At 74.4% G+C, this 12,310-nt stretch carries 9 protein-coding genes; 2 read left to right on the plus strand and 7 right to left on the minus strand.

What is annotated here, in order from left to right; translation table 11 throughout:
* Positions 1 to 149 precede the first annotated feature (149 nt).
* Positions 150 to 2,081 (plus strand): glycosyl hydrolase 53 family protein, encoded by a 1,932-nt coding sequence (locus ACFU3E_RS09905; RefSeq protein WP_384154480.1) that lies wholly within the window; start codon positions 150 to 152, stop codon positions 2,079 to 2,081.
* 65 nt (positions 2,082 to 2,146) lie between these two features.
* Entirely contained in the window at positions 2,147 to 3,460 is a 1,314-nt protein-coding gene (locus tag ACFU3E_RS09910) for an RICIN domain-containing protein (RefSeq protein ID WP_384154482.1), read from the plus strand.
* A 231-nt stretch (positions 3,461 to 3,691) separates the two neighbouring features.
* Here ACFU3E_RS09910 and ACFU3E_RS09915 read toward each other — a convergent pair whose 3' ends face one another.
* The 7 genes from ACFU3E_RS09915 to amiA all read right to left on the minus strand — a co-directional run bounded on the left by ACFU3E_RS09915 (position 3,692) and on the right by amiA (position 12,262).
* A complete protein-coding gene (locus ACFU3E_RS09915) occupies positions 3,692 to 5,452 on the minus strand; it encodes an ABC transporter ATP-binding protein (RefSeq protein ID WP_384154484.1) in 1,761 nt (586 codons plus the stop codon).
* On the minus strand, positions 5,449 to 7,188 hold the full coding sequence (locus tag ACFU3E_RS09920) for an ABC transporter ATP-binding protein/permease (protein ID WP_384154486.1): 1,740 nt from the start codon (positions 7,186 to 7,188) through the stop codon (positions 5,449 to 5,451). Before ACFU3E_RS09920 ends, ACFU3E_RS09915 begins: the two co-directional genes overlap by 4 nt.
* Positions 7,185 to 8,336: a SagB/ThcOx family dehydrogenase gene (locus ACFU3E_RS09925; RefSeq protein WP_384154488.1), complete on the minus strand. Its 1,152-nt coding sequence runs from the start codon at positions 8,334 to 8,336 to the stop codon at positions 7,185 to 7,187. Before ACFU3E_RS09925 ends, ACFU3E_RS09920 begins: the two co-directional genes overlap by 4 nt.
* Before the next feature lie 10 nt (positions 8,337 to 8,346).
* Complete coding sequence (locus ACFU3E_RS09930; RefSeq protein WP_384154490.1) at positions 8,347 to 9,726, minus strand: YcaO-like family protein; 1,380 nt, start codon at positions 9,724 to 9,726, stop codon at positions 8,347 to 8,349.
* Positions 9,723 to 11,204 (minus strand): CocE/NonD family hydrolase, encoded by a 1,482-nt coding sequence (locus tag ACFU3E_RS09935; RefSeq protein WP_384154492.1) that lies wholly within the window; start codon positions 11,202 to 11,204, stop codon positions 9,723 to 9,725. The genes ACFU3E_RS09930 and ACFU3E_RS09935 overlap by 4 nt, the downstream gene beginning before the upstream one ends.
* Positions 11,201 to 12,055 (minus strand): hypothetical protein, encoded by an 855-nt coding sequence (locus ACFU3E_RS09940; RefSeq protein ID WP_384154494.1) that lies wholly within the window; start codon positions 12,053 to 12,055, stop codon positions 11,201 to 11,203. Before ACFU3E_RS09940 ends, ACFU3E_RS09935 begins: the two co-directional genes overlap by 4 nt.
* Before the next feature lie 93 nt (positions 12,056 to 12,148).
* Positions 12,149 to 12,262, minus strand: a complete 114-nt coding sequence (amiA, locus tag ACFU3E_RS09945; protein ID WP_241270818.1) for a streptamidine family RiPP — start codon at positions 12,260 to 12,262, stop codon at positions 12,149 to 12,151.
* Positions 12,263 to 12,310: the final 48 nt, after the last annotated feature.

Genomic DNA, 12,310 nt, shown 5'->3' on the forward strand with positions numbered 1-12,310 from the left:
TTCGACCGGCAGAGAGCACGGAGCCGCGTCCTTGAGACCAGGACGCCGCGTGACCACGGTGCGCTGTGCAACGAGCAGTGCCCCCGTCCCCGGCCGACCGCGTGCAGAACAGCACTCGCCGCACGTACGCCACATCGTCAGGAGGAGACATGAGCAGCAGGCGTCGGGCCCGCGTCATCGCGGGCATGACGACGTCGGCCACCATGGTGTCCGCGACGCTACTCATGGTGCCCGCGCCGGCCCATGCGACCTTCGGAACCGCGGACATCAAGCCGATCGAAAGCAATATCGCCGCCAAGCCCTGGGCCTCGGCGACGGCAAGCAACGGCTCGTCGAACGCCGGGCTGGCCATCGACGGCGACCCGACGACGTCCTGGCGCCCCGGTCGTGCCGGCGCCCGGCAGTGGCTCACCGTCGACCTCGGTGGAACCTACGACAACCTGCGCAAGGTCAAGGTGATGTTCCCGGACCGTGGCGTGGCCTACCGGTACGGCATCGAGGCTTCATCCGACGGCCGCCGGTGGAAGACCATCACCGACAGGTTCCACAACCGAGTCGTGTCGCGAGGGGAAGTACACCTGTTCACCCGGCCGGCAACGCGCTTCGTCCGGCTGATGTTCACGGGCGGGCCGGGCCGTGCCCGGGCTGGTGTCAGTGAGCTCCAGGTCTTCAACTACCTACGCGACGACCTCACCCTCGGCGCCGATCTGTCCTGGATGGACGACGTCCAGGACCAGCAGTACTGGGTCGACCCCCTGGCCGAAGACCGCGGGGCCGGGCCACACCTGCTCGACGTGGCCAAGGATCGTGGCACGCAGCACACCCGGCTGCGGATATGGAACGCACCGCGCAGCGAGAGCACCGGCCGACCGACGCCGATACCGCGCCAGGGCCCGGAGCGCTCACTGGTCTCAGCGAGGTGGATCAAACAGCGAGGCATGGGCCTGGGTATCGACTTCCACTACGCGGACTCATGGGCGGACCCGAGCAAGCAGCCGAAACCACGCGCCTGGGCCGAGCTGGAGTTCGCGGACCTGTCCCGCGCCGTGTACGACTTCACCGCCGGCTATCTGGACCGGTTGATCGAGCAGGGCACCACGCCGGAGAAGGTCGCCGTCGGCAACGAGATCATCAATGGGTTCATGTACGGCAGCGAGGCGGCCCACATCGGCACGACGAATCCGCCGTACTTCGTCGACCAGGCCGATATCTACCAGTCGAAGCCCGGCGGTGGCCTGCTGTGGCGGTACTGGCGGTCAACCGACCCGGTGGAGCAGCGGCTCTACGACCAGGCGTGGGACCGGTTCACCACGCTGGCCGCGGCCGGGATCAAGGCCGTCCGCGACGCCTCGCCGACATCCAAGGTCGAGATACACGTGATCGTCGACAAGGACAAGCTCGCCAAAACCATGGAGTTCTGGCACCAGTTCCTGACCCGGGTGAAGGCGAAAGGCCAGAACCCCGATGTGCTGGCCGTCTCGTACTACCCGGAGTGGCACGGTACGCCCGAGGCGCTGGATCACAACCTGAACACCATGGCGACCACCTATCCCGACTACGAGATCGACATCGCCGAAACCGCCTATCCCGCCTCGGGCGGCGACGGCTCGCCGCTGCCCAACTCACCCTACCCGCGCACGATTCAGGGGCAGGCGGACGCTGTCCGGAGGGTTTTCCAGGCCGCCAACGACGTGGTCGGCAACCGAGGTTCAGGTGTGCTGGTGTGGGAGCCGGCCGGCTACCAGCCGATGTTCCGGGCCGTACCCGGAACGGCGAGCACCTGGGAGCCGCACGCATCCATCAACGTCTTCGAGGCCAGCCGCGCCAAGCACATCCTCCAGGACACCGTCCACACCGCCGCCGTGGTGGGCGCCATCCCGAAGCTGCCCTCCTCCCTCCACGTGCTCACCACCGCCGACAACACGATCACCCGTGTCCCCGTCCGCTGGCAGCCGTTGCCACCTGGCGCGACCGACAAGCCGGGTGAGGTGACGGTCACCGGGACGACCGGCAAAGGACCGGTCACGGCGGTCATCGACGTCGTTCCCAGCCGAGGTGATCACGCCTCCACCGCCTCATGACCCCGGCCACCGGGCCCAGCCGAACACTCATCGCTACACCCATCCCTGCACCCAAGGAGACATCCATGACCGTGCAACGACGGACATTCCTCAGGATGAGCGCGGCCGGAGCGACGGGCGTGGCTCTGTCCCTGCTCGGCTCGGGGCAGGCACCAGCCGCCGTCGGGCCGTTGGACACGGCGCCGACCACACCGTTCGCGGTCGGCGTGCGTCGGTATGACTGGACCCGTGGCAGCCGCCGGTGCACCACCTACGTCTACTACCCCGCCACCGGCACCCCCGGCGGCAACCCGGTGACGAACGCCCCTGTCGCAGGCGGTGTCTTCCCCGTCTACAACTTCACCCACGGCTTCCAAAGCAGCCCGCAGAACTCGCTGTTCATCATCCGGGCCCTGGCCTCGGCAGGCTTCATCGTCCCCGCCCCGCACTTCAACCACAACTTCGACGACGTCAACAACGGCAACACCTCCAAGGACGTCTCGCAGATCCTCACCAACACCCTCGCCCTCAACACCAGCGGACCGCTGGCCGGGCACATCAACACCGGCATCGGCGTCGGCGTCTCGGGCCACTCCCTGGGCGGCATGGTCACCCATGGCCTGCTGACCTCCTGGCCCGACAGCCGGATCATCTCCGCCAACCCGCAGTCCTGCGTGGACATGGGCAACCCCGCCGCCTCGGTCTCCGCCAAGGTCCTGTTCGTCCACGGCGACCGGGACTCGACCACGTCGTACTCCTCTGCCCGGCAGGCGTACACCGAGATGGCCTGGCCCAAGGCGTTCCTCACCTTCGTCGGCGGCAGCCACACCAGCTTCTGGAGCGACCGGCGCTTCCCGAACACCGTCGTCGACTGGGCCCGCTGGACGATGTACGGCGACACCGCCGCGCGGGACCGCCTCCCGGCCGACGCGGCCGGGTCCAACACCAGGTGGGAAGCCCGGCTGGGTGACTCACCGGGCGGCCCGGCCGCCTACACCCTGGTGGCCCAGCACAGCGGCAAGGCCGCCGACATCAACGAGGCATCCACCGCCGCCGGCGCCCGGCTCGTCCAGTGGACCACCAACAGCCGCTCCAACCAGCAGTTCGAATTTGTGGACGCCGACGACGGCCACGTCCGCGTCAAGGCCCGGCACAGTGGCCTGTTCCTCCAGCCCACCGGCACCGCGACCGGCGCGGACGTCGTCCAGCAGGCCGGCACCGGCGCCACCGGCCAGCAGTGGCGCGTGGTCGACCACGGCGGTGACGTGATCAGCCTCGTCAACCGGGAGTCCGGCCTGGCCATGGATGTCTGGGAGCACTCGACCGCCGACGGCGCCCGCATCTCCCAGTGGACCTACACCGGCAACCCCAACCAGCGCTTCACCCGCCGCCGCGTCTGACCCGGCGGCCTGTCGGGGTACCGCCCGGGCAACAGGGCGGGCGGTGCTCCGGCATGGCGCCGGCACCCCTTCGCGACCACAGGGGACGGGCCCCTCTGGTCGATCTCGAGCATGACCACAGCGTCCGGCGGCGGCCGTCCAACCGGGCCGCCGGGGCCTCTGGGGACGCCGACCGGCCGTCTTCGCGACGATCGTTCGGGAGTGGTCGTGGCCCGGGACGGCGTCCCGGGTTCAGGAGGGGGTGGTGGCGAGTGTGCGGTTGAGCGCGCTGTCGGGGCGGCTGGTGAGTTCCTCCCAGGTTCCCTCCTCCGTGATGCGGCCGTCCTCGAGGACGGCGACGCGGTCGGCGCGGCGGACGGTCGCGCGGCGGTGGGCGATGACGAGCGTGGTGCGGCCCTCCTCCCGCAGTGCGGTGGCGAGTTGGGCGTCACCGGCGTTGTCCAGGTGGGCGGTGGACTCGTCGAGGATGAGGACTCTGGGGCGGACCAGCAAGGCGCGGGCGAGGGCGATGCGGGCCCGCTGGCCTCCCGAGAGCGTCGCGCCGCGCTCACCGACGAGGGTGTCCATCGGGGCGATCCGGTCGACGCCGCACAGACGCGCTGTGGCGGCGAGCAGGCCGTCATCCGCTTCGGGCGCGGCGAGCCGCAGGTTCTCGGCGAGGGTGCCGTGGAAGAGGGGTGTCTCCTGTCCGACGAGTACGACCGCGCTGCGCAGTTCCGCGTCGCTCACCTCCCGCACGTCCACGGGGCCGCCCTGGGCGGGCACCAGCTGGACCGCTCCCTCGGACGGGTCCCAGAACCGGGCCAGCAGGTGGGCACAGGTCGACTTGCCGGCGCCCGAAGCGCCGACCAGGGCGAGTGTCTGCCCCGGGGGGACGGTCAGTTCGACGCCGTCCAGCACGGGCCGGCCTCCGTAGTCGAACCTCACCCGGTGCAGCCGGACGCCCAGCGGTCCGGGCGGCAGGGCCCGGGGCGCGGCGGGCGGCGGGGCGAGGGCGGGAGCTCCGGCGGCCGCGCCGACGCGGGCTGCGGCGGCGCGCAGTGCCACGGCTTGGCTCAGGGCGCGGGCCGATTCCGCGACCGGGCCGAGGACGGACAGGGCCAGGGCCATCGCCGCCGGGGCCCACGCGCCGTGCAGCCGTCCGGCGGTCACGGACTGTGCCGCCGTGGCGACCACGCCGAGGACCGCGGCCACGATGAGGAGGTCGCGGACCGCGGCGGCGACCGCCTCCCAGGTGGCCTCGGCGCGCTGGGCGTCACCCACCTGCCGCCCCCGCTCTGCCAGCTTCCGGCGGCGGTCGGGCAGAGCGCCGAAGGCGAGCAGTTCGCGCAGCCCGTCGACGGTCTCCACCGTGTCCGCCGACAGTCCCGCCACGGCCGTTCGCGTGCGGCTGCCGCGCGCCGCGCGTGCGCGCGCGTCGGCGAAGGGCGCCGCGGCGAGCAGGGCCGCGGCCGGCAGCACGGCCGTCAGCAGCCACGGCTCCACCGTGGCGAGGACCATGGAGCCGCCGGTGAGGACCGTTCCCGCCGCCAGCAGCTGGGCCGTGGTGTGGGCGTAGAAGAACTCCAGTGCCTCCACGTCGGCCATGGCGGTGGCGGCGAGGTCGCCGCTGCGCCGGCCGGCGACCCGGGCGGGCGCGCTGCGGGCGAGTCCGTCGAAGACGCGGACCCGCAGTGCGGCCAGCACCCGGTAGGCCAGGTCGTGCGAGAGGTCCATCTCCCGCCAGGTCGTGAGGGCGCGTACGAGGACGAGGGCGACCAGCGCGGCGACGGTGGCGGCCGAGGGAGCGCGCCCTTCGATGACGGCGGTGCCCACGGTGTGCGCGGCCAGGGTCAGCAGCGCGACGAGGGAGCCCTGTTCGAGGAGCGCGGCGGCGCAGGTGCGGGCCGTCATGGCGCGATGTGCGGCGAGGGCGGGGAGGAGGGCGCGCAGTGCGCCTCGCGCGGGTACGTCCGTGTCGGGCGTGGCGGTGTCGCTGGTCGTGGTGCTCATGCGGCGAGTTCTCCTCGGTGGGCGCGGCCGGCCTCGACGAGCCGTGTGTAGACGCCGCCGGCCTCGACCAGGTCGGCGTGCTCGCCTACGGCGTCCACCCGTCCTTGGTCGAGGACGACGATGCGGTCGGCGTGCCGGACGGCCGCCAGCCGGTGGGCGACCACCAGGACCGTCCGGCCGCTCGCGGCGTTCAGCAGCTCCCGGACGATGTCGGCCTCGCGGCGCTCGTCGACCGCGCTCGTGGCCTCGTCGAGGACGAGCACCGGGGCGTCCGCCAGCAGGGCCCGCGCGAGGGCGAGCCGCTGGCGCTGCCCGCCCGAGAGGGTGGCACCGCGTTCGCCGAGGACGGTGGCGTAGCCGTCCGGGAGGGCGGCGATCTCGTCGTGGACGCCGGCGACGCGCGCCACCCTGGTCAGGTCGTCGTCCGTGGCGTCGGGCCGGGCCAGGCGCAGGTTGCCGGCGATGGTGGCGTGGAAGAGGTACGTCTCCTGCGAGACCACGGCGATGCCCTGCCGCAGCGAGTCGAGCGCGTACTCGGCCGTGGGGCGCCCGTCGAGGGTGATCCGGCCCTCCTGCGGGTCGTGGTGGCGCAGGAGCAGGGCCAGGAGTGTGGATTTGCCCGCGCCGGAGGGGCCGACGATCGCGGTGGTCCGTCCCGCCTGCGCGGTGAAGGAGACGCCGTCCAGGGCGGGCGCCGGCGCGCCGTCGTAGGTGAAAGTGACGTCATGGAAGCGCAGTTCGGGCGGCGCCTGCCCGGGTGCGGAGGCCGATCCGGTGGCGGGGACCGTCGGCTCGGCCGTGCGCAGGGCCGCGAGCCCGTCGGCGGCCGACACCCCCAGGTATCCGGCGTGCCACTCGCGGGCCAGGTCGCGGACCGGCCGGAAGCACTCGGTGGACAGCAGCAGCACCAGGTAGGTGCCGGTCGCCGTGGTGGATCCGGTGACGGCCGACCAGCACGCCAGGAGCGCGGCGGCGGCGGTGCCGCCCTGGATGGCGAGGTCGGTGATGCCGGTGTCGACCAGGGACACCCGAAGCTTGGCGACGGTCGCCCGGTGCAGCGCCGCGGACCTCTTCTCCAGGCGTGCGCGGGTGCGGCCGACCGCGCCGGCGGCGCGCAGGGCGGGCATGCCCTGGAGGGCTTCCAGGTAGTCGGCGCCCAGTCCTTCGTAGGTGTCCCAGTGTTCCTTGCCGCGGGCGGCGAGGAGCCGGTCCCAGGCGCGCGGACCGGCCAGGGCGAGGAGCAGGGCGGGGACGAGGCCGAGGAGAGCCCGCGGTTCGGCCGCGGCCAGGGCGGCGAGCACCAGGGGCGGCACCGTGAGGGTGACCAGGAGCTGGGGCAGGTAGCGGGAGACGTAGGCGTCGACGCCCTCCACGCCGTCGACGAGGGTGGTGCGGACGGCTCCGGCCCGGGCTGTGGTCAGGTGAGCGGGCCCCAACCGGCCCAGGTGCGCCAGGAGTTCGTCCCGCAGGGCCACCCTGACCCGGGCTCCGGCACGGGTGGCGGTGCGCCGCTGCCACATGGTCAGCCCGGCACGGGCGGCGACGACGGCGAGCACCGCGGCGAGCAGTCCCGGGAGCCGGCCGGTGTCTCCGCGGGCCAGGCCGGCGAGGGCGAGGGCCAGCAGTGCGGCCTGCGCCAGGTGGGTGAGGGTGACGGCGCCCTGCAGGAGGGTGGCCGCGGCCAGGGGGCGCCGCGCGCGCCGGGCGGCGCGGCGCAGCTCGGGGTGGACGATCACGTGGTGTTCTCCTCGTCGGCGTGGCGGGTGCCGAGGGCCAGTGCGTGCACGACCCAGTCCCGTTCCGGGGCGGCACCGAGGGCGGCGCCGAGGTCCGCCTGCTGCCAGGAGCCGACGGGCCGGGCGGCCAGCCCGTGGCGCCGGGCGGTGATGTGGGCCAGGTGGACGGCGAAGCCGGCCCGCAGGTGGGCGCGGCGGATGTGCGGGGCGTCGGCGTCGGCGGGGCAGCCGTGGGCGAGCAGGACGGCGCCCGCGTCCGCGATCCACGCCTGGCCCGCGGCCCAGGCCGCGAGTGTCGGACGGGTTTCTCCCGCCGCGTACCGCCGCAGGGTCGTGCCGTCGGGGGCCAGTTCCATGAGCCCGGGCCGTGGCGGGCCGACCGCGGCGCACCAGCGCAGGTCGCCGGTGCCGGCCCGTGCGGCGGTGGTGAGGACCGCCCGCAGTGCGTCCCGGGACGGGGCGCCCGGCATCGGCGGTGGGGTACTGCGGCGCGCCAGCAGCTCCGCGGGGGTGGGCGGGCCCCCCGACGGCTCCGGGGCGCGGGGGGTATCAGCCGGGGGCGCCGGGCTCCGCCCGTCGGGCGGTGGGATGTGCACGGTGGCCAGGGGGTTGCCGGTGCGTCCGTCCAGCCGTGCGCGGGGCTCGTCCGCGCCCAGGGCGCGGGCCGCCAGGAACAGCGCCGCGGTGGCGTGCCCGGTGTCCAGCAGCAGCAGGGGCCAGGCGCGGTGGCCGTAGTGGGAGACCGTGCGCCGTGCGGTGACGGAGAGTTCGGCGGTCACACCGGGTGGCGTGCCGCCGGGTTGCCTGCCGAGGTGGTGGACGCGGTGGCGCAGCGGGTCGTAGGCGTAGCGGCCTGGCGGCAGGGAGCAGCCGGCGCCCACGACCAGTGCGGTGTCCACCGGGTGCAGCGCCCCGGCGGAGGGTGCGGGCCTGAGGCGTCCGGATGCGTCCGAGGCCGCCAGGGAGAGACGCAGCAGGGCCGACAGGTCCACTTCCGCCGGGCCCGCCTCCGGGATCGGGAGCGGGGGCCCCGGCCACGTCGGGACGGCCGTTCCGGCGGACGTGGCCGGGCCGGGGCGCTCCGGGGAGCGGGCACGGGCGAGGGCGGCGGCGAGGTCCGGCGGGTGGCCCTCGCGGAGGTGTTCCACGGGACGGTCCTCACATGTGCGGCGGAGGCGCCAGCGTGAAGTCCTCCGGCGCGCTCGGCGGGGTGGTGCGCCATCCACGGGCGACGGCGGCCTCGGTGAGGCGCGGGCAGCCGAAGTAGCCGAAGGCGGCGGGGGCGTTGGGCAGGAGGCCGGAGACGAGGACCCGGGCGACGCGCAGGGACGTCTCGGCTACGTCCTCTGTGGTGAGGTCGAACGTCATGACACGGTGGCCGCCCGCGTGCAGCGCGTCCCCCAGCCGCTCCCGGCTGCCGGGCTCGACCGCGTCGACGGACACGGTCCCGAGGGCGGGCGCGGTGAACCGCCGGGCCTCGGCCGCCATCCGTTCGTCCAGCCACACCTGCACGTGTGCCCCCAGGTCCCGCACGTGCTCGAACTGTTCGCCGCACGCCTCGAGATAGCGGCCGTCGGCCCGGTGCTCCAGGTACAGCCCGCGCGCCAGCAGCCCGGCCTCGACGGCCTGGAACACCCAGCCGTCGGAGCCGGTCAGGCCCTGGGTGAAGACCCAGGTGTGGACGGCTTCCAGGACGGCCTTGCGGGCGGCTTCGGCCGGGTCGTGTTTGCAGGCGAACCCGGCGGCGTACAGGCCGAGGCGCGGGTCGTGCACGAGCGCGGCCATGCAGGGGGCGAACTCCGAGCGCATCTCCACGATGTGGACGTCGAGCGCGGAGCCGGCCAGGTCGTCGGCGAGGCCGGGCACGCTCGCCGGGTCGATGCCGCGGGCGGGGCCGTCCAGATGCCACCACAGTTCCAGGGCGTCGCGTTCGACGATCTCCAGCAGGCCGCGTTCGACGGCGTCGTCGAGGCCCTGTCCGGTGGCGATCCCGGCGTAGTTGAGGTGATGGGTGCGGGGCAGCTCGCGCAACTGGCCCTGGCGCCAGTTGAGGTGGGTGAGCGCGACGGGTGCCCAGACCTCTGCCGTCCGTCCGCCGGGCAGCTGCTCGGTTCCGCGCGTCCACAGGGCCGGGGTCTCGGGGGTGAGGGGTCGGTAGGGGAACTTCTCGCGGGTGTACTGCCAGTCGGCGTACGTGGGCAGGTCCCCGGGGCCGTACAGCCGCAGGCCCTTCTCCGCCAGTTCGGCGGCGGTGGCGCGCACCGGGGCGTCCGGGTGGCCGGGGGGCGGCACACGGTTGCCGCAGTACCGCTCTATCCCCTCGGCTATCGCGGCGACGCGGGCTTGCTCGGGGTCGCCGAAGGTGGTGCCGAGGGAGACCCGGTCGGCGGGCCACAGGCCGTGTCTGCGGGCGTCGGATATCTCGGCCGTGAGCGCGGTGTAGCGGGGTGGGGCGCCCGCGGGGTGCTCGACGGGCTTGACCTTGCGGACGATGCCGCAGACGGGGTCGACGAGTGCTTCCAGCGGCAGCGCCGTCATCGCAGGATCTCCTCGGCGGGGTCGATGGGGGTGGGGCGGGACGGGAGGACGGGCAGTCTCAGGACCACGCTGCCCGCATCGACCTCGCGCCGGGAGGCGAGCTGCCGGTCGGCGGTCACGGGGTCGTCGCCGGTGTGGGGATTGCGGGCGTGGGCGGGGAAGTGGTGTCCGGCGATCTCCAGGCGCAGCCGGGTACCGGCCCGCAGCCGACGTGCGAGCGGGCCGAGGCCGACGGTGAACGCGGCCGCACGGCCGACCGGTTCGGTACGCCGGACGACGCCGACGGCGAGCTGTTCGGCGGTCCCTTCCGGCGTGAGCGCGACGAGCCTGACGGCCCAGTCGGCGGACGGCGTGTGGGCGGTGGCCCGCAGGTGCGCGCTCATGGGGCCGACCACGTCGAGCGGACGCGGCAGCGGCGGGGTGACCAGCAGGCAGCGGTCGGGCGGGCCGTCGGTGGGGACGGTGAGGTCGTCGGAACGGACGGGCCGGCCGGGGTCTGCGGTGAAGGCGGAGCCGTGCAGCAGCCGCGGCCGCTGTGTGCGGGGTTCGCCGCTTGTGCCGGCGGGCAGCCACAGGTCGGCGCCGCCCAGCCCCTGTGCGCCGTGGTGGCCCGGGGCGAGTGCGCCGGTCAGGGCGCGGCGGGCCCAGCGCACGTACAGCTCGCCGAGGTTCAGCCGGTGGGCCGGGCCGGCGTCGGGGCCGGGCGCGGTGACGAGACGGTGCCTCCAGGGGCCCAGCAGCATCCGGGCCGAGGGTCCGCCCCAGGAATGCCACAGCGCGACGGTGTCCTCGGTGAAGTGGTCGTGGTGGCCGCCCACCGCGAGCAGGGGCACGGCGGCGTGTGCCGCCCGCGATACCAGACGGCCGCGGTCGTGGTGCCCCCACAGGCCCGCCCAGGACGGCAGGCTGCGGCCCAGCCGCTCGGGGAGGGTGGTCAGGGGCAGATGGGTGAGGAGCCCGGGGTCAGCGGAGAGGGCCTTGTCCAGCGCGTTCTCGTCGGAGTCCCGCCGGTCACCGTGGGCGGCCCACCATCCGGCGCGGGACAGCAGCCGCTCCACGCCGGACGCCTCGCGGGCCGTCTCCGCGGGCCCGAGGGCGGGCACGGCCGCGATGACGGCGTCGGGCCGGGCGTCCTCGGGCGCCTCGAGGGCGAGGACGAGGGCGCAGTGGGCCGCGTAGGAGGCGCCGGCCGCCACCAGCCGTCCGTCGCTCCACGGCTGCCGCCGGATCCAGCGGACGGTCGCCGCTCCGTCGGCGGCCTCGTCCGCGTACGGGTGCCACTCCCCCGGCGACGCGAACCGGCCCCGCACGTCCTGGACGACGGCGGCGAACCCGGCGCGGGCCCAGCCGCGCGCCTCGGCCCGGTGCCGTGTCCGGTCGTAGGGGGTGCGCACCAGGACGGCCGGGAAGGGGCCCTCGCCGGCCGGGAGACGCACGTCGGTGGCGAGTTCCTCCACGGCCGCGCCGAACGCCGTCATCTGTCCTTCTTCGGCATCGGTGCGACGTCGGGCACCGGGAGGACGGGGTGCTCGGTGACGGTCAGGGTGCGCAGGTCCACGCATCGGAGCCGGCGGCGCGCCGGGAGGCCGGCCGTGCCGGGGGCGCCGGTGGCCCAGCGGCTGAGATCGTCCGCGAGCAGCGCCGCGAGCAGCGTGAGGGCGGGGACGGCGGGCCGGACCGGCGTGCCGGAGGTGCGGGGCCCGCTCCAGTACGCGGCCAGTTCGCGGTGAGCGGGTGTGGCGGCGAGCCGACGGGACCGGACGTGCGCCGACGTGACGTCTCCAGGAGCGGCGGCCACGGGCTCGACGTACGCCTGCCAGCCCTCGCGGTGGCAGCGCAGCCATGCGACACCGTGGTCGGGCAGGCTGTCGGCGGCGTCCCACAGCCCGTCCGGCACGGGTCCGTCGAGGCACCACACGACCGCTGCGGGGTCCCCGTCGAGCAGGTCCTCGATATCCACCGGTGATGTCCCGGGGACGGTCGCGTCCGGAGTCGGGCGCGGCCGCGCGCCGAGGGCGGCCAGCTGCACGGCGAGTTGTCCGGCCAGTGCCGGGTCGCCGAGGATCCGGATGTTCCGGCGAGCGGCGGGCCACGCGGAGCCCGGCGGCTCTTCCGCCAGGTAGCCGGCCTCCTCGAACGCCAGTACCACACGCTCGAGTTCCTCGTCCACGGGGGCTGCGGACGCGCCTGTGAGCAGTGGGCGCAGAGCGTTCTCCTCGGCACCCCCTGTCCTGACGCTGAGGAACTCCCCTTCCGGGGTACGGACAGCGAGCCCTCGCCCGGGTACGGCGACGACCTCGGCACCGGGGACGAGTCGGCTGCGGGACACGGTGATCCTCCTGACGACGGGGCACTGGGACGGGGGTGGGCCCCCCCGGAAGGCATCGGGCGGGCCCACGGTCGAGGGTGGCTGGGCCCTCGCTTACTCCTCGGTGTCCTCGAAGGGGTTCTCGACGAGCGCGTTGGAGTGGGAGGCGGAGTCGTGCGCCAGCTGACCCGGGTCGGCGATCGGCGCGAAGACCTGCTCGTTGTCCATGAACTCTCCTTCATCTCAGGGAGGTCGGCGTTCGGATGAGCGCCGCGA

This window comes from Streptomyces sp. NPDC057424 (assembly GCF_042803315.1).
Taxonomy (GTDB): Bacteria; Actinomycetota; Actinomycetes; order Streptomycetales; family Streptomycetaceae; genus Streptomyces.

Bases quoted from the DNA above. Each gene is read 5' to 3' on its own strand.
- ACFU3E_RS09905 (WP_384154480.1), top strand. From the start codon at position 150: ATGAGCAGCAGGCGTCGGGCCCGCGTCATCGCGGGCATGACGACGTCG.
- ACFU3E_RS09910 (WP_384154482.1), top strand. From the start codon at position 2,147: ATGACCGTGCAACGACGGACATTCCTCAGGATGAGCGCGGCCGGAGCG.
- ACFU3E_RS09915 (WP_384154484.1), bottom strand. From the start codon at position 5,452: ATGAGCACCACGACCAGCGACACCGCCACGCCCGACACGGACGTACCC.
- ACFU3E_RS09930 (WP_384154490.1), bottom strand. From the start codon at position 9,726: ATGACGGCGCTGCCGCTGGAAGCACTCGTCGACCCCGTCTGCGGCATC.
- ACFU3E_RS09935 (WP_384154492.1), bottom strand. From the start codon at position 11,204: ATGACGGCGTTCGGCGCGGCCGTGGAGGAACTCGCCACCGACGTGCGT.
- amiA (WP_241270818.1), bottom strand. From the start codon at position 12,262: ATGGACAACGAGCAGGTCTTCGCGCCGATCGCCGACCCGGGTCAGCTG.